The 18,046-nt window shown below is 63.5% G+C and carries 11 protein-coding genes and 2 pseudogenes; 4 read left to right on the top strand and 9 right to left on the bottom strand.

The window, feature by feature from the left end:
- Window positions 1–368, top strand: a pseudogene (locus tag ACR3FF_RS14685) (transposase); the annotation flags it as partial.
- A 392-nt stretch (window positions 369–760) separates the two neighbouring features.
- Window positions 761–2,704: an archaea-specific SMC-related protein gene (locus ACR3FF_RS14680; RefSeq protein WP_458188837.1), complete on the top strand. Its 1,944-nt coding sequence runs from the start codon at window positions 761–763 to the stop codon at window positions 2,702–2,704.
- Window positions 2,705–3,070: 366 nt separating this feature from the next.
- Here the strand turns inward: ACR3FF_RS14680 and rdfA are convergent, their stop codons facing one another.
- The 5 genes from rdfA to ACR3FF_RS14655 all read right to left on the bottom strand — a co-directional run bounded on the left by rdfA (window position 3,071) and on the right by ACR3FF_RS14655 (window position 9,920).
- Complete coding sequence (gene rdfA / locus ACR3FF_RS14675; RefSeq protein ID WP_458188836.1) at window positions 3,071–3,700, bottom strand: rod-determining factor RdfA; 630 nt, start codon at window positions 3,698–3,700, stop codon at window positions 3,071–3,073.
- 172 nt (window positions 3,701–3,872) lie between these two features.
- Window positions 3,873–6,179, bottom strand: a complete 2,307-nt coding sequence (locus ACR3FF_RS14670) for an aminotransferase class III-fold pyridoxal phosphate-dependent enzyme (protein ID WP_458188834.1) — start codon at window positions 6,177–6,179, stop codon at window positions 3,873–3,875.
- A 41-nt stretch (window positions 6,180–6,220) separates the two neighbouring features.
- Window positions 6,221–7,378, bottom strand: a complete 1,158-nt coding sequence (locus tag ACR3FF_RS14665; RefSeq protein WP_458188833.1) for an NAD(P)/FAD-dependent oxidoreductase — start codon at window positions 7,376–7,378, stop codon at window positions 6,221–6,223.
- Between the two features lie 124 nt (window positions 7,379–7,502).
- Window positions 7,503–9,401 carry a zinc-binding dehydrogenase gene (locus tag ACR3FF_RS14660; protein ID WP_458188832.1) on the bottom strand — a complete coding sequence of 633 codons (1,899 nt, stop codon included), beginning with the start codon at window positions 9,399–9,401 and terminating at the stop codon, window positions 7,503–7,505.
- Between the two features lie 186 nt (window positions 9,402–9,587).
- Window positions 9,588–9,920: a cupin domain-containing protein gene (locus ACR3FF_RS14655; RefSeq protein WP_458188831.1), complete on the bottom strand. Its 333-nt coding sequence runs from the start codon at window positions 9,918–9,920 to the stop codon at window positions 9,588–9,590.
- Between the two features lie 151 nt (window positions 9,921–10,071).
- Between ACR3FF_RS14655 and ACR3FF_RS14650 the strand changes: the two genes are divergently transcribed.
- The gene (locus ACR3FF_RS14650) at window positions 10,072–10,872 is read left to right on the top strand and encodes an enoyl-CoA hydratase/isomerase family protein (protein ID WP_458188830.1); all 801 of its coding nucleotides are present in this window, start codon (window positions 10,072–10,074) and stop codon (window positions 10,870–10,872) included.
- Window positions 10,873–11,147: 275 nt separating this feature from the next.
- Here ACR3FF_RS14650 and ACR3FF_RS14645 read toward each other — a convergent pair whose 3' ends face one another.
- The 3 genes and pseudogenes from ACR3FF_RS14645 to ACR3FF_RS14635 all read right to left on the bottom strand — a co-directional run bounded on the left by ACR3FF_RS14645 (window position 11,148) and on the right by ACR3FF_RS14635 (window position 15,601).
- Window positions 11,148–12,323, bottom strand: coding sequence for an NAD(P)/FAD-dependent oxidoreductase (locus ACR3FF_RS14645; RefSeq protein WP_458188829.1), 1,176 nt, complete (start codon window positions 12,321–12,323; stop codon window positions 11,148–11,150).
- A 1,297-nt stretch (window positions 12,324–13,620) separates the two neighbouring features.
- Window positions 13,621–14,242 (bottom strand): annotated as a pseudogene (locus ACR3FF_RS14640) (FAD-binding protein).
- A 180-nt stretch (window positions 14,243–14,422) separates the two neighbouring features.
- On the bottom strand, window positions 14,423–15,601 hold the full coding sequence (locus tag ACR3FF_RS14635) for an NAD(P)/FAD-dependent oxidoreductase (RefSeq protein ID WP_458188828.1): 1,179 nt from the start codon (window positions 15,599–15,601) through the stop codon (window positions 14,423–14,425).
- Between the two features lie 22 nt (window positions 15,602–15,623).
- On the opposite strand from ACR3FF_RS14635, the gene ACR3FF_RS14630 reads away from it, so the two are divergent.
- Complete coding sequence (locus tag ACR3FF_RS14630; protein WP_458188827.1) at window positions 15,624–15,785, top strand: hypothetical protein; 162 nt, start codon at window positions 15,624–15,626, stop codon at window positions 15,783–15,785.
- Between the two features lie 96 nt (window positions 15,786–15,881).
- On the opposite strand, the gene ACR3FF_RS14625 is transcribed toward ACR3FF_RS14630, so the two are convergent.
- Window positions 15,882–18,005: an acetate--CoA ligase family protein gene (locus tag ACR3FF_RS14625; protein ID WP_458188826.1), complete on the bottom strand. Its 2,124-nt coding sequence runs from the start codon at window positions 18,003–18,005 to the stop codon at window positions 15,882–15,884.
- Window positions 18,006–18,046: the final 41 nt, after the last annotated feature.

The following is an 18,046-nucleotide window of genomic DNA, read 5'->3' as shown; positions in this document are numbered from 1 at the left end:
TCCTCGGGATCGAACCTGTTCGGGAGGCGTCGGCCTGGGAAGGCGACGCCTCCCAGATCGAGAGTCACTCGAAAGCCGACCTCGTCCGGCGGTTGCTGGCGCAGGCTGAACAACACGTCGAGATCCACAAACTGTTCGCCGACCGTGAGTTCGACTCCCTGGAAGTCCGGGACGTGATCGACCGCCACGACATCACTTATCTCATTCCGAAGCAGGTCTTCGCCGCCGATCTCGAGCAGATCGAGAAGCTAGAAGCCCACCCGCTCGCCGACGTTGCCGTCGAGCGAGCGGTGACACTCTCCGTGGACGGTCGCTCACACGAGCTCAGTTTCATGTACGTCCCGTCGACGGAAGACGACGGGACGTAGCCGTCTTCACGACAAATCGCGACGTAACGCCCGACTGACCGGTGAAAGACGCCCAGACCGCGGGACTCGGGAGTGACAACTCCCTCCCGAGTCCCGCTTTGGTACTCCATCTCTTCGGATACCACGACTATCCAATCAATCCATGCACCGATTCTGTCGAATCAACACTCGCCTCAGCCACGAAACACTGGTTTGCACCTCTATCTCGCTTGTATTTTCGGCATCCTCCGAACCTGTGGGAAGTTGCGACTCCGAGTCAGACTCTCCGCTTCTCTCTGGCGCTCATCTGTCTGTTTACGCCTTAGAAACGGTCACGTACCGCGAGTGACAAGCGATGGTAGCCGGATAGCACATTTGAAAGGCTTATGTGTCTCTCACTCGGGTTCGCTTATATGGAATTAGAACAGTCAGGGGGCGGAAACGGTACTGTCGCTGTGGCGAACATCGGTGGAATCTCAGAGACTACCGTCACGTTCTCGCCCGGCGTGACGCTGCTCGTCGGCCGGAACGCGACGAACAGAACTTCGTTCCTCCAGGCCATGATGGCCGCCCTCGGTAGCGAGAACGTCGCCATGAAAGGCGATGCCGACGAGGCGACGGTCGAGTTCACGCTCGGCGATACGACGTATACTCGGCAGTTGAGCCGGCGCGCCGGTAGCATAACCACAAGTGGCGACCCGTACCTTGAGGACCCTGTACTGGCGGACCTGTTTGCGTTTCTCCTCGAGTCCAATGAAGCGCGTCGCGGGGTCGCGACGAACGCCGACCTCCGGGAGCTCATAATGCGTCCGGTGGATACCGAGGACATCGAAACCGAAATCGACCGACTCGTTAAGAAGCGTGAGTCACTCAAGCGGGAACTCGACAAGATCACGGAACTGAAAGGCGATCTACCCGAGCTCGAAGCGGAGCGAACGCAACTCCAGAATCAGATCGACGAGAAGAGAGCGGAACTCGAGGCGAAGGAAGCAGAGCTCGAAGCGGCGGACGTCGGCGTCAAGGAAACTCGGGAAGAGAAATCCGAGCTTGAGAGCAAACTCGAAGTACTCCGCTCGAAGCGATCTCAGCTCGACGACGTTCGCTACGACCTCGATACGGAACGCGAAAGCCTCGAAGCGCTTCGGCAGGAACGGCAGGAACTCGACGCGGAGTACAACGGCCTACCGGAGGCACCTATCGGCGAGATTAACGAGCTCGAGTCGGAGATCGATCGGCTCCGTCAACAAAAACAGCGGTTCGACTCCGAAGTGAACGAACTTCAGAACGTCATCGGGTTCAACGAGGAGATGCTCGCCGACGCTGGCTCGGAGGCGTTCGCGGACCTCACTACAGATGCTGACAAGTCGGTGACGGACCAGCTGCTCGACGACGAAGTGATCTGCTGGACCTGTGGGAGCGAGGTGGCAGAGGAGCAGATCGATGCAACGCTCGACCAACTTCATGAGCTCAGCAAGTCGAAAGTCAGCGAGATCAACGCTCTCGAGAGCCAAATCGACGAGCTGAAGACGGAGAAGCAGGAGTTCGAACAGGCGCAACGCGACCGAAACCGCATCGAACGACAGCTAGACGAACTCGAGGGCGATATCGAACAGACGGAAACGAAAATCGAGACGTTACAGGAGCGTCGCGACGAGTTGACTGACGAGATCGAGAGGGCCGAGGCCGATAATATCGAGGAGCTGGAGGACGAAGATTTCAGTGCCGTGCTCGACCTACACAAGGAGGCGAACCAGCTCGAATACGAACTCGGCAGACTCGAGACTGACCACGATCAGGCCGAGGCCGACATCGCCAGACTCGAGGATCGGATCGCAGAGCAGGACGACGTCAGAGAGCGACTTGAGGAAGTCACCGCCGAAATCAAATTTCTGCGGATGAAGATCGAGCGAATCGAGGACGGCGCCGTCGAACAGTTCAACGAGCACATGGAGACCGTTCTGGAGCTACTCGATTACGCCAACCTCGACCGGATCTGGATCGAGAAGAAAGAGCGAGAGGTTCGAGAAGGGCGGCGCAAGGTGACAAAGAGCGTCTTCGAACTCCACGTCATCCGTACCTCTGACTCCGGTACGGCGTACGAGGACACCGTCGACCACCTCTCTGAGAGTGAACGTGAGGTGACGGGGGTGGTGTTCGCTCTCGCTGGGTATCTCGCTCACGAGGTGTACGAACAACTTCCGTTCATGCTACTGGATTCGCTGGAAGCCATCGACGCCGAACGCATCGCGACGCTCGTCGACTACCTCACCAACTACACCGGGTACCTCCTCGTCGCGTTGCTCCCCGAGGACGCGGCGGAGTTGCCGGAGTCGTACGATCGCATCACTGAAGTCTAACGGACATACTCCGTTTCAGTCCCTGATTTTCATCGCCTCGCTCCCAATTTGCTGGCGTTCAGGCACCTCAATGCCCATCCCCTACGCCCATCGGTGTTCGGCCGAGGCGTGCGTCGAACTCTCCCCTTCCTCCGGTAGTAGTAGTAATATAGTGCCTCTAGACCCCGTCTCAAACACATCGACGGGGTGTTTCTCAGTTGATGAGCCAGTTCGACGAGATGCAGGCCCGACCGTGTTACCGACGGTATCCATCGGCACGGCCGAAACGACGGAGTTCGGTCGACACGGCCCGCTGGCGGCCACAGCTCACCGATGGACACGCGCTGATCCACGACTTAATCACTCGTTCAGAATCGGCACGAAGTGCTAGGTGCCTGTGTCGCCACAGCTACAGCCGCCGCGCTCGAGCAATTCGTCGACGCCGTACTGTCTACCACAGTTCTCACAGAGCACATTGACCTCGACAAAGGTGCGGTACTCACTAGGCTCGATGTCATTGCTTCGTTGCAGCTGGTCGAGCTTGCTGTCTGTCACCCTCAGGATGCGGCCGCGTAGACGCTGGATGTTCCCCTGTTCCACCTCGGTCCGGTCGCGATCGTCGGAAGCGTACGATGCGTCACGGTACTCTTTGAGATAGGTTCGGATCGCCTGGTAGGTCACGAAATCAGTCCGGAGCCGTTCGACATCAAGCCCTTCGCGTTGGAGGCGGCGTTGGGTTCGAGTGCGGTCGGCCTGCGTCACGTCGTCGTCGGTCAAGAGTCGGTACGTGTTCTCGATTTCACCGTCGAGCGGCTGGACGCCAGTCTCGGCCATCGCTGCCCTTAGGAGTTCTCGATTGAAGTAGTCGGCGAGGTCGCGTAGACTCGTTCGCTCTTCGCCCGCGGCTGTCCACCGGCGCAGCATCTGATCCCCGACTCTGTCGAAGCCGTACTCGTCGAGCAGTCGCACGACTTTGATCCGGCGGCCGGACGTGTTCGCTGGCTCGAAATCGCTCATATCTCAGCGAACGGGCCCATAGTAATAGGTGTACAGGGTAGACGATACGCTGGACGGAAGACGACTGGTTGAATGCGTGTCACGTAAATTATCGCGGCGAACGCGGGGATCAAACATATCTCCATTGAAGTATTTCGCGACGACACTCGGTGGGGCCCGGAACGCTTTCCTGTCAGTATCGGGCCAGGACGGTCTCGACTGCCCCGACTAGCCGGTCGGCTTGGTCTCGGTCGAACACGAGCGGTGGCCGAATCTTGAGCGTGTCGTCCGCCGGGCCAGTCGTGCCGACTAGGACCCGCTCACGTCGCAGAGCATCGACGACCGCCCCGGCCTCACCGCGCAGTGTTGGCGATTCGTGCAGATCGACGCCGAGCATCAATCCGCGGCTTCGGACGTTGCCACCGTGAGCCGCGAGCACGCGTCGAATTTCCTGGTCGAGGTACTCGCCGACGGTCGTCGTCTGATCGAGAAGATTCTGCTCCTCGATGACGTCGAGGACCGCGAGTGCGGCCACGCTCGAGACGGGGTTCCCACCGAACGTGCTGAACACGCCCGAACTACTCATCGAAGTTTCTGCGACATCTGATCGCGTCACGACGGCTGCAACCGGATGGCCGTTGCCCATCGGCTTCCCGAGCGTGACCACGTCGGGGACCACGCCGGCCGTTTCGAATCCCCAGAGATGTGAACCACAGCGACCAAACCCGGCTTGCACCTCGTCGGCGACGACTAGGCCGCCAGCCTCCCGGACGACCTCCGCGGCGTCCTGAAGGGAATCACCCTGCGGCGGGAGGATGCCGTCGCTGGTGAACAGCGAGTCGAACACGAACGCGGCGATACCACTACCCCGGGCGTCGAGCGTGGCCACAGCGTCGGTCATCGCGGCGGCCGGGTCTGCAGCGGTCAACCGGGTCCCACCAGATGTCGTGACCGGTGGGTCGATTGTCACGACATGATCGGGGGTGAAACTATCGTCCCACACTTCCGGTGAGAGTGCAGTCGTGGCGTCGGTAATGCCGTGGTACGCCCGATCGGTGACGACAGCACCGTCACGCCCAGTCGACGCCTGCGCGAGCCGCCAAGCGAGGTCCGTCGCTTCGCTGCCCGAGTTGACCGGAATGACGGTATCGAGGCCGTCCGGGAGCGTCGCCACGAGTCGTTCGCCGAGTTCCACGACAGACTCGTGCAGGTAGCGGGTGTTGGTCGCCAGTTTCCGAGCCTGTCCGCCGATGGCCGCTGCGACCTCGGGGTTGCCGTGGCCGACGACTTGGACGTTGTTGTACGCGTCCAGATAGGGGTTCCCGTTCGGGTCGAACAGCCACGCGCCCTCACCGTCGACGAAGTGGACGGGCTCGTCGTACGACGACGGTGATGGTCCGAGGACGCGCTGTCGTCGCGACAGGAGTTCCTCGCGGTCCATCGGCTCGTACGGGACGTTACCAGACTGTGCGGCCATCCGAAGCTGGCGGGCGACCGCGTCGAACCCGCGTTCGTCGAGTTCGCGAAGCGTCTCCCAGCTCTCATCTGCCCCTCCGGTGATGTACGCTGCGTTCTCGGGGTGGTCCTCGGCGCGCCAGGCGGCGATGACACCCCGGGCGACGAGCCGCGCGGCCACGAGGTCACATAGCAGTCGGGCCTCCGCTTCGTCGAGTCGACGGACGCTCACGTAGCCTTCGACCATACGCTGGGCGGCCGCTACTGGGTCCGATCGGCCGATCATCACCCGTGCGGCGGGGATAGCTAGGTCACAGACGAGCGCCGTGTGGGTGAGATCACCGAAGTCGACAATGCCGCTGACACGGTCGTCCGAACCGAACAATACGTTTGCCAGTGTGAGGTCGTTGTGGACGACCTGCGCACGCAGCGAGTCGAACTCCGGGGCGACGCGGGCCGCGAACCGGTCGAGGGCACGATCTGCGAGGGCACGGCGCTCAGGGTTCGCGACTGACGTGAGCCGCTCGCGCAGGTCGAGCGTGTTCCGGAGGTCCCACAGGATGTCGTACCGTGCCTCGGAGTGGAAGAACCCCTGGAGCGCCTCACCCGTGCGTGCGATGGTCGCGCCGTACGCGCGCAGCGCGTCGGCGTCGAAGTCGGCCGCTTCGGCCCGCCGCCCGGTGATGAACGTGAACAGCCGGACGAGATGGGTCCGTTCCGCGTCGCTCTCGACGGTCGTCCACGGCTCGTCGTCGGTCGTCAGTACGAGTTCCATCACCGGGAGGTCAGGCGCGGTCCGCCGAACGTGCCGGAGCGCCCGCGTTTGCAGGTCCAGTGCCGCCGGCTCCTCCGCAGGGTTCGAGATCTTGAGGACATACGACGGACCGTCGGGCACGTCGACACGGATGTTCTGGTCGCGCTCGCCGCCGAGTTTCGACAGCGATCCCCTCACGTCGTACGCGCGGTTGAGCAGTGCTGCGACCGACTCGTCGTCGAACGAGGGTTTCGGCGCGGTCAGCAGGCCGTCGTCGGTAGGATCGCTCACGCCGTCTCACCCGGTTGTGTGGTCGGAGACATGCGCAGCGGTCAGACCCCGGTCTCCTTGGCGGACGCCGAAATGTACGGGAACTCCCACGACGCGTCCGGGTCGAACCGGTCGAGGCGAAACGCGTCCGTCGGGAACGGTGGCTCGTCACCGGTCACCTGCGCCCGGATGGCGCGGCCTATGGCGGGCCCGGCCATGATGCCGAACCCGTGCAGCCCAGTGGCGACGACGAGGCCCTTGGGGCCGTCGGCCGGGCAGTCGATGATCGGTAGATGGTCCGGTGTCGCGGAGTCACCCGTTGGGCACGTGTCGTCGGTGCCGAATCGGGCGTCCCGAAGCGACGGGAGCAGGTCTGGAACCGTCGCTGCGACGAGCCGGCGGAACCCTTCTGTCGTCGTCGACCGCACCGACCCAGGCGTCGTGACGTAGTACGCACCGCCACCGACGTGGAGTTCGCCGTTGCGCTCCGGCCGCCAGTAGAGTCGAGAGTGTTGGTCCCAGGCGATGGGGTAGTCGGTGACGGCCGCGTCCGTTTCGAGGTTCGCCGTCTGGTAGCGAAACGGCCGGACCGGCATCTCGACGCCCGCGATGTCGGGGGTGCGCCAACCCGCGGCGACGACGACCGTTTCGGCGGTGACGGTCTTCTCCTCGGTGTCGACGCCGGTGACACTTCCGCCCTCCGTGCGGACGTCCGTCACCTTGATATCCTTCTGGATGTCGACGCCGGCGTCGGCCGCCTCGTCGGCCAGCGTCGTCGCGTACGTGTACGGATCGACCCAGCCCGCGTCCGCGATCTCCATCGCGCCGGTGTGGTCGTTCAGGTCGTATACGTCGGGATACGCTTCGTCGAGCGAGTCTGCGTCGTGGGCGGTGACGTCGAATCCACGGTCGCGGAACCCAGCGGCCTCCTCGCCGAGCTCCTCGATGCCCGGGTCGGTCCTGAGCTGCACGAACGGTGTCTCGTAGAAAGAGAACTGACCGGTGCCGTCGTACTCGCGGAAGAACTCCAGCGAGTAGTGGGCGGCCCCTGGCTGACCTGCCCAGTCGGCGGCGACGGTCACCAGCCCGGAAGCGTGGCCCGTCGCGCCGCCGGCGATCTGGCCGGCTTCGAACAGTATCACGTCGTGGTCGGGAGCGAGTCGCTCGGCAGCACTGACACCTGCGACTCCGCCACCGACGATGGCTACCTCACAGTCCATGCACGCGGGTGTTGTTCCAGGCTATTGATTCTTGTGGTGTGCGAGCATGTGCCGTGGTGCTGCTGGTTCGATCACGTATATCCGCCATCGAGCAGAGTGGAAAATAGATAGGGGAGCGCGTGGCTCAGTCGTCGCCCCAGGCGTCGAATAGCGCCTCCTTGCTCTCGAGGTCTGCGTCGGGGAGTGCATGGTTGATGACGTACGAACCTTCCTCGTGGGCGTTGTCCCACATGTCTTGGTGAGCCTGCGGCGTCTCCGACCAGGGCGTGAGGTGAGCCTCGGGGACCTCAAACACGCCGAGTTCGATCTCCTCGTTCATCTGTAGCACCTCGTAGGTGTTCTTCATGTGCGTGCCGAACACCTCGGTAGTCGGCATGTAGATGCGGCGCTGGCGCATCCACACCTGCGGCGCGTAAAACGAGTAGCGCCGTCCCGACATCTCCTCCGATAAGACGACCTTCCCCTGGAAGGAAGCACACAGCATCGTCGAGAGGCCGAGCGTGTTCTGTCCGGCGCGCTCGAACACGACTTCGGGGTTACCTCGCGGGTTATTGGGCGTCGCCAGCAACTCGCCGATAGCCATCCCGACCGGCTTGAACATCTTCCCCATGTACTCCCCGACAGTCGCCGCTAACGCGTCCGGCTCGGAGGGGTTCGGGAGGTGCGGCAGCGACTCCACGAACTCGAAGTCGTCGCTCTCCTCTTCGAGCGTCTCGACGCTCACCGCGCCCTCGACGTCGTACTGGTCTTCGACGTGGTCGGCCTGGGCGGCCGTCTCCGCGACGACGGCGACGCGGGCGTTGCGGTCGAGCGCTACCTCGATAGCCGCTGCACCGACGGAGTCGTCGGTCCCGTCGACGTCGTCGGGCGTCCCGTACCAGACGAGCGCCGGGTCGCCGGCGCGGAGTCCTGCGCGGTCGTACATCTCGTCGGGAGTCGTCTCGCCGGACTTGCCCATGAACGCCATCTCGTAGCCGGTCGATGCGCCGAAGAACGTCAGCCGGCCCCCCTGGTCGAGCAGCTGGTACGACCGCGAGAACGCGTGCGCGCCTGCGTGCGAGACGACGTAGTCGGCGAGGTCGCCGTCGTTCTTCTCACGGTACTCCGCTAACAGCGGCTCGCCGGCTGCCTCCCAGTCGGCCCACTTGTCGGGGTCGTTCGGGACCATCCGCATCGCGTCCGCCAGCGCTGGTTGCTTCCGGTCGATGTACGCGTCTGCCCCGTTCTCGAGGGCGCGTTCACCCCGGTCGTCGCTGGAGACAAGCCCCGTGATGTTCATGTTCCGGCTCTCGGCCATCTGGACGGCGTCGCGCCCGGTCCCCGTAGACGCCCCTTCGACGAACAGGTTCGTCCCGGGATCGACGTCGAGCGTGGTGAAGAGCGAGCGATAGATGGTGCCCATCGTCAGGATGTAACTACCCGCCGCGCCCAGAGAGAGGTTCGACGGCGGTTCGAACAGCTGCGTTCCCTGCGCGATCATAAACTGCTGGTGGGAACCGTCGGGCGTCTGGTACCCCTGGATAGTGAAGTCCGCGAACATCGGATCCCGGCCCGCCTTCGGTGAGAGCGCGTCGAACTGGCCGGCGTACACGTGGACCATATCGCCGACCTCAATTCGGCCCTGTTCGTCGAGCCCATCGCCGACGTCTGCGACGAGCGCGAGCCCGCCCGATCCCGTGACGTGCCAGTCACAGTCGTGCTGTTGGAATGTGGACACCGGGATGCCGGTGATCGCCCACGAGTCGTTGTAGTTCACCTCCGACGTGAGCATGTAGAGGAGCGCCTCGTTAGGACCGGGTTCCTCGACGGGGATGACGACCTCCTTCTCTGCGCCGTCGTTCAGCGGCTCGCCGTGGTCCGGGTTCCCCTTCCCGTCGCCGGTGATAGCCCACGCCAGCTGGTAGTCGGGGATGGGCGTCTCGCCGGGACGGAACGCCGCATCGTGGGGCAGAATGTCACCGTCTTCCAGTAGTTGGTACTTCTGTTCGGTGGTCACGTCGATGGGTGGATCCTCGTCGGTCATGGTGGTCTCTGGACGTGGCGACGAACGCGGCTGTGACAGACAGGTGGCTCTGCGAGTCACCGCCCCGCGTCCGAAACCACGGATACTAGCCACGAGTCGGTGAACGATAATAAAACTACGTACGCCGCCCACAAACGTCGATAGCCTGTGGACGGGGCGCCGTGAACGACCACGCCGTCGCCTTCGCTACGCGGACTTCAGTGAGCCGTAGGCGGGGGCGAAGAACACCAGCGTCGTCAGCTCCGACTCGATGTCGAAGAACTCGTGATCGACCTCGCGCTCTACGTATACCAGGTCTCCCGGTTCGAGGTCGTGGACGGTCTCGCCGACCCGAATCTTCGCCCGGCCGGAGAGTACGTAGTACGCCTCGTCCGCGGCGTGTGGCTCCTGTGGGTCGGTCACGCCGGCTGCCAGCCGGTAGACCCCGACGCTCATCGACCCTTCGCTCAGCGGTTCGGCGAACAGTTCGTCCACGCCGTCGAGGCGTGCGGCCACGGCATCGATGCTGACCGGCTCCATGCCGGTTCTATCTTAGCCGGCCATATAGCTCTTGCCGAGGTCGTAGCCCGATTACGGTACGGCGACGTGCCGGGGCGCCGGTACGCCGGGGTAGGCTATCGAATTTCGGACCACCGGCACCTATAAGAGCGTCGTTCGGGAATACGAGACCGTGTCGGACTACAAATTCGTCGATGTGGAGACGGACGACCGCGTCCAGACCATCACGCTCGACAACGAGGACGCACTGAACGCACTGAACAACACGCTCCGCTCGGAGCTAGAGGACGCACTGTTGACGGCCGAGGCGGAAGACGAGGTCCGCGCGGTCGTGCTCACGGGGAAGGGGCGGGCGTTCTCCTCGGGGTACGACTTCGGCGCCGAGGGGATCGACACGATGGACGACATGATCAAGTTCACCTACCCGCACCTCGATACGATCTACAACCTGAACCTGCCCGTCATCGCGGCCGTCGACGGCTATGCGCTCGCGGGGGGGTGCAACCTCGCGCTCGTCTGCGACCTCACTATCGCGACCGAGCGGTCCGAATTCGGCTACCCGGACGTCCACATGGGCGAGCTCCCGCCGCGGCTCGTACTGCCGTTCGTGACCGACTCGCTCAAACACGCCCGCGAACTGCTGTACACGGGAAAGCACATCGACGCCCACACCGCCAAGGAGATGGGCCTCATCAACGAGGTCGTCGAGGACGCCGAGGCGCTGGAGGAGGCTGTCGCGACGGAGATCGACCACATCAAGAAGACGCCGAGTTCCGTTCTGAAGCTTATCAAGGACTCGCTCAACGACATCCAAGAGACGCAGGGCTACCGTTCGACCTCCGCGGCGAAGATCGACGAGTACCTGTTCGCCGTCACCTCGGAGACGGAGACGGCCCACGAGTTCCACGACATCGTCGAGGAAGAGGGCGTGAACGCGGCTATCGAGTGGATGAACACCGCCGAGAAGGACTGAAGTGGGGGGCCACCACCTCGAGGCGCATTCTCGGAAGGAAACCCGCGAGCGACTGCCACGGTTCGATACGAACGCGACTCTGGTGAGGTACAGAGAAGCCCGGATCTCGACTTAGCGACCGATCTGTTTCGGTGACTCCTCGATGAACGCCGTATCGAAGTCCCGGAGGTTGCTCGTCGAAGCGGTCGAGAGCGTACTTCCACATCGGGAACGGAGCGTCCTCACCCTTGACGTCCCGGAATCGCTCCGTAACCCTTGGCATCACGGACGGTCGATCACCGGCCGGCCCCCTCCATCTCGAACGTCCCCCGCAGCTCGAAGTCTGCGGAGCCGTTAGGGAAGCGATCGACGGCGAACTGGTCGATCGAGAACGGGGCCTTCTCTCCCGTGACGTAGGATCGAACTGTCGCCGCCGCCACGGGGGAGTTCACCATTCCGAGGCCGTTGAACCCCGTCGCGACCAGAATCTCGTCCGGGAGAGCCGAGGAAGACCCGAGAAGCGGAAGCGTGTCGGGCGTCGCCGCGTCGACGCCCGACCACCCATCAACGAACTTCGCTCGCTCAAATCCGTCGAGGAAGGTGGGGACGGTCGTTACCACGTGCTGGCGGAACTTGTCGTCGATGCCCGACCCTGTCGCGATGACCTCAGGGGTGTCCTCGAAGTACTCGCCGCCGCCGACGAGGAAGTCGCCGTTGAGCTCTCCCCGGAAGTAGAGGTGTTCTCTTGCGACGCGGCCGAGCGGGAACGTATCGTCGAGGGGCTCGTCGAACCGCAACATCGCACACTGCAGACGAAAGGGGCGGACGGGGAGCTCGACGTAGTCGGCGAGGAACTCTCGCGTCCGCCAGCCCGTGGCCATTACGACGTAGCCGGCAGATAGCGTTCGCTCGGAGAGTTCGACCGTTGCCACGCCGTCCTCGGCGTGGTAGTCACGCACCGGAGTGTTCGCGAACACGTCGACGCCCCGTTCCTCGGCGGCTTTCTGGAGGGAAACGGTGTACTCGTAGGGGTCGACCCAGCCGGTGTCCGCGTACTCGACGACGCCTGCGAATCGCGATGCGTCGAACCACGGGTACTCTCGCTCCACCTCCGCCGACTCGAGGAACGAGACCGGGAACCCCTCCGCAGAGAGGTCGGCGGCCCGTTCGCGCGCGACTGCTTCGCTGTCTGGCTGGATGAACTCGATCCGGGGACGCTGGTGATAGGAGAAGTTGTGGGTGCCGTCGAACTCCCGAAACCACTCGTTGGCGTACCGCACGATATCCGGGTGGTCGCCGTAGAACAGCGTCGGTGCGACGAGCCCGGCCGCGAGCCCGGACGCCTCGCCCGCGATCTGACCGCGTTCGACGATGGCCACGTCACAGTCGGTCCCGAGATGGTACGCTGACGCACAGCCTGCCACGCCGCCGCCGACGATAACGACGTCGTAGTCAGTGTCGGAATCAGTCATCACTGTATGGATGGAACCTCGGTGGTATAAAGACAGACTGTGGGTAGCGATGGCAGTGGTAATTTAACGAAACGGTCAGAAGGCTTCGTAGGCATCAACTTCAAACGGATCCAAACTTTCTGGACCTAGCCGAAGTGCTTTTTGAGATTGATTTTTCGAGCGAAAGCAGACGGACCGCTACCTCGCCGAGTTGCTCCGCCCGGGGGATGACCACCTCGATTAGATCCGCCTCAGGGACGCGTGGTTTGTCGACAGCGGAAGTGACTGCTTCGTCCACTGTCCCCGTCAATGTACGCCGGCGGGGGAGAAATTCACTATGTGTGAAATAGGTCGATTAGGACGCCATCTCAGTGATGTCTCGCTTCCTACAGAAATCGTAACGTGGGGCTTGACAAAGATAGTACTGTAATAGGCGTGCTAGCGAGCATCGTGTGTGTGGATATCACGATGTGTGAGATAATGAGCGAAACAAACAGTCTCGACGCACACAGCCATTACATTACTCGACGGTGTTAGACGGTTCGATGTGGTCGGACTCGGCACCGATGCCAGATGAATTTCACACATGGTGAAGCTCCACGTCAACTCGGTCACGTGCCCTTCTCTCTCCCCTCCGAGCCACTCGATTCTGGAGTCGGTTCGACCTCGAATCCGAGTTGTCCCTGTGACACTACCGCTCGTCTCTCCCGAGATGGAGCCCGGACTGGGCCAGAGAACAACGGAACGGTCCCGAGACGGCGGTCGTGGACGGGCGTCACTCGATCCGAGTGGTAATCGTCTCGACGGACGGTCAAACCGGCAGGCTTCGACCCATCGAGCGAGAAATCGATGCGACGACCAAACGCGAATCGAGACGCATTCGATGGTCCGGTGAGTGTGGAGGACTCACCGCTTTCCATGTCGAGTACTGTCCCGAAAATAGGCCGAACATCTGAAGTGGCCGCCCACACAAGCCCAACTATCTCGAAACGCGGTGTGGATGTTCTTCAGCGTGAAATCCGGCGACTAGTCCGTGAACCGGGAGAGGCGGGACGGCTCGACCGCGACTTTTCACGATACGACCGCATTCTCGCTATAATAGAACTGTTTGCTTGATAACGCAGCGAGCGTCACTCGAGATTGCTCGATGGGCCAGCGACGAGACGGAGTTTCGGCCCTCTCGGGTGCACTCCGCTTCGATCGGTCTCCGAAAAGCGTCCTGGCAGTCGAAGACTGCTGTCGACCGGTCTTTCCACGCCCGTGCGATTCGACGTCGACGTCGATCTCCCGTCCCTCGGAGCACGCGTCCGGGTCACGTCTAGAACCGCGCTATCAACTCCGGCACAACGTCGAAGAGGTCGTCGACGATGCCGTAGTCGGCGATGTCGAAGATGGGCGCGTTCGGATCGGTGTTGATCGCCACGATCGTCTCCGCCCCTTTCATGCCGGCGACGTGCTGGACGGTCCCGGAGATGCCGATCGCGATGTAGACGTCGGGGGTGACCACCGCCGCCCACTGGAATTCCAGACCCTCCGCGAGCGTCACGCCGGTCGCGGCGTTCGTCTCGTCGTCCGACTGAACGCCAGTCAGCACGAGGTCGGGGTTCTCCCCAGTGGACACGGCCGCAAGTAAGTCTGCTTTCGTCTCGACGTCGAGGTACTGGGCCTCCGGCGAGGGCTTCGTCCCAGACGCGGACTGCGCGGTGGGCACCCTTCGCCAGCGCCATCCGAATCGTCTCCTCTGCAGGCCCCGGGCCGACCGTCACCGTCACGACTTCGACATCGTCCTCGGCTTCGCTCACCTGTACGGCTTCCTCAACCGCGTAATCGTCCCACTCGTTCAGGTCGTACTCCAGGTACTGTTCCGGAATCGAGAGTCCGTCGATCTCGAACTCGTCGGTAACGTCGGCAATCTCACTAACCGCTACGAGGATCTGCATACTCACCCTTAGTGGTTGCAAATCCCTGTCAAATGTTTTTACTGCCCGCAATCGGGGGCCACGGGCTGTCGTCAGCGCGCTCGCTCCCAAACGCGGAAGTGTCCCCCGAGGAGACGTCGTGACTGGCACACTCCACCGTCGGTCGACACTGCGCCCGACGCAAGGAGCGGTGCGACGTGATCAGGTACCGATGTCGTCCGGAGACTCGTTGATGAAGGTCGCGCTCCAGTCGAGGGGGTCGTCGTCGAAGCGGTCGAGGGCGTACTTCGACATCGGGAACGGGGCGTCTTCCCCCGTCACGAGCGAGCGCACGGCCGCGCCCGTGACAGGCGAGCCCATGATGCCGAACCCGTGCATCCCCGTCGAGATGACGAGGCCGTCGGGACACTCGTCGGGCGCGTCGTGGATGGGGCGCTCGTCAGGGGTGGCGGTGTCGCCGACGTGGCAGGTGTCCTCGCTGGAGATCTGTGCATCCCCGACCTCGCTCATCTGTTCGGGAATCGTCAGGGCGACGTGGCGTCTGAAGCTCTCGGTGGTCGTCGTGCGGACCGACCCGGGTTCATCGACGAAGTAGGTGCCGCCGCCGACGTGGAGGTCGCCGTTGTGTTCCGGCCGCCAGTAGAGCTGGCTGCGGCTGTCCCAGGCGACGGGGGAGTAGTCGGGGAATTCGCGTTCGACCTCGAGGTTGACCCACTGGTAGCGGAACGGTCGAATCGGGAGGTCGACGAACTCCGAGACGAATTCCTTCGTGTGCCAGCCCATCGCCACGACGACTGTCTCGGCGGCGACCGGGCCGGCGTCGGTCTCCACGCCCGTGACGGCACCGTCTTCCGTCGTGACTCCCGTGACCTCGACGCCGGTCTCGAAGTTGGCGCCGACGTCCTCGGCGTCCTCCTTGTACGTGATCGTTAGCGTGTACGGGTCGACCCAGCCGCCTTGTTCGATTTCGACCGCGCCGACGAAAGGGTCGAGTTTGAAGACGCCCGGGTAGCGTTCTTCGATCTCCTCGGTCGTCTCGTAATAGGTTGTGTCGAAGTGCTCCGCCATCCGGTCGGCCTCTGATCGGGCGCGTTCCTCGGTATCAGGTGGGACGAGACGGACGTTGGTCCGCTTCGTGTACTCGAAGTTACCCGTCCCGTCGTAGTCGTCGAAGAAGTCGGCAGCGTATCGGGCAGCCTCGAGGTGGTCGACGTAGTCGTGAGCGACAGAGATCAGGCCGGACGCCTTCGCGGTGGTCGCGGCCGCGATCTGATCTCGCTCGAAGACGACGACGTCGTGGTCGTCGGCGAGATATTTCGCCGCCACGCACCCGTTGATACCTGCTCCGATGATCGCAACGTCGTAGCTATCGTTCCCCATAGCATCTATGTCAGGGTGTCACGTGATACTAATTCTTCGGGTCGCACGGGTTCGGGGAGCGGCGGACACGGTCCCCACCGGCGCACCGAACGAGCTATTCTTGCCGAGGCGCGCGTTCCCGACCTCCCGGAACCGGCGCGACGAGTTGCTGGGGACGGGTAGTGCCGTCACGTCGGAGGCGTGAACGCGGCCCTCGAACGGACGAACTCTGCAGAGGAGGGCTGGACGGGTGATCGACGTCTTCGATGGCGAACGGTCGGCCAGCGACGGCAGCGGCGGCTCACTCCACCGCGAGTTCGATGCTCGCGTCCAGCACCGAGAGGCCGTCGGCGGTGGCGACGATCGGGTTGACGTCCAAGCCGGTGATCGGCGGGTTCTCCGCTACGAGATCGGAGACCGCTAGTAGCACCTCGACGAGTTCGTCCCGGTCGACCGGCGGGAGATCGCGGGGGCGATCAAGGAGTGTCTGGGCCTCGATGTCGTCGAGCATCGACCGCGCGTCGTACTCAGTCAGCGGAAGCGCCCGGAAGGCCACGTCGTCGATGGCCTCGACGAGCGTGCCGCCGATGCCACAGGTGACAACCGGTCCGATCTCCGGGTCGTCGACCGTCCCGACGAGCAGTTCGACGCCGTCGTCGACCATCGGTGAGACGAGCACGCCCTCGATGCGTGCCTCGGCGTCGTAAGCGGCGGCGTTGTCGGTCAGTCGTTCGAAGGCGTCCCGAACGTCTTCGTCGCTCGCGACGCCGAGTTCGACGCCGTCCGCCTCCGTCTTGTGGACGATGTCGGGCGACGCGATCTTCATCGCGACGGGGCCGTCGAAGGAATCGGCGGCGGCGACGGCCTCGTCGGCTGTCCCCGCGAGCTCGAATGCCGCGACCGGGGCACCGTACGCCTCGAGCAGCCGTTTCGTCTCGAACTCCGAGAGGGTCGTCCGACCGGCAGTGACCGCGTCGTCGACGGCGGCCGCGCTTGGATCGTCGGCGTCGAGTGTGAAGTCGGACTTCTCGTTCGCGTGGGCGAGATGGTCGCCGTACGCCGCGAGCGCTCGGAGCGCCTCGACAGCGGTGTCCACGTCCGCGTACACGGGGATGCCGTTCTCGGCGAGGTAGTCGAGCGATTTCGCCTCCCCCAGTTCATCCCACATGCTGTTGAACACGACGGACGTGTCCAGCTCGTCGACGAGGTCGGTGAGCTTCCGCGCGATGCCGATGTCGCGGTCCGGTTCCCGGCCGTCCCAGCACTCCTCATAGCCGAGCGCGGCACCCGCTATCAGGAGCGCGTCGATGTTTGGGTCCTCCATGAGGTGTCGGGCCGTGTCATACCACATCGTCTCGTGGTCGGACGCGCCCATCACGTCGACCGGGTTGGTGAGATTCGGTGACAGCTCGTATAGCTCGCCGAGCGTCTCCTGTGTCGTCGCGGCTAGCTCTGGCGTCTCCAGACCCGCCCGCTCCAGGGCGTCAGCCGTCACGGTGGCGTGTCCGCCGCCGTCGGTGAGGACGGCGACGTTCGGCCCGTCGGGGATGGGACAGGTCGTCAGCGCCTCGGCGACGGGGACCAGCAGGTCGACCTCGTCGACGGTTTGGATCCCGGCCTGCCGGTAGGCCGACTCGAGGACATCCACGTCGCCCGCCAGCGACGCAGTGTGTGACTTCGCAGACGCCTTCCCCTCGGCGGTTCGGCCCGACTTGTAGAGGACGATGGGTTTCTCGCGGGAGACGCGCCGGGCCTCCTGCAGAAACGCCCGTCCGTCGTTCATCCCCTCGACATAGCCGACGACGCCGTTCGTGTTCTCCTCGCGACCGAGGAACTCGAGATACTCGTAGAACTCCAGGTCCGTCTCGTTGCCGATACCGATATTGTAACTGAAGCCGACGGTGCCGCTGTACTCGGCGTCGACCGAGAGCGCCACGCCCATGTTTCCCGATTGGGTCAACAGCCCCAGATGACCGGGGGTAGTGCGGACGCCGCCGAGGAGGTACACATTCTGGTGGACGAAGTCCGCCCCTTGGATGTTCGGGCCGATGAGTCGGACGCCTGACTCCTCGGCGGCGGCCGCCAGTTCCGCCTCTAGCTCCTCCTCGCCGATCTCGCCGAACCCCGCCGTGTTGATGACGGCCCCAGCGACGCCCGCTTCGCCGCACTCGCGGATCGTCTGAGGGACGTACGCCGCGGGAATCGCGATGAACGCCAAGTCCACCCGGCCGGGGATGTCCAGGACAGAGGGATACGTTTTCAGTCCGAGAACCTTGTCCGCATTTGGGTTCACGGGGTAGAGCTCGCCCTCGTATCCCCACCGTTGCAGGTCGTGCAGCGAGACGTGGCCGCGCTTCTCAGGGCTTGTCGACGCCCCGACGACAGCGATGGCTTCCGGGTCGAACAGCCTGTCCAGTTTCTCCATTACCGTATCCGAACGGGAGCGGTGTAAAATAGATTGTGGTG

The organism is Haladaptatus ordinarius, from assembly GCF_054177595.1.
This window is presented reverse-complemented; position numbering and strand designations above follow the sequence as displayed.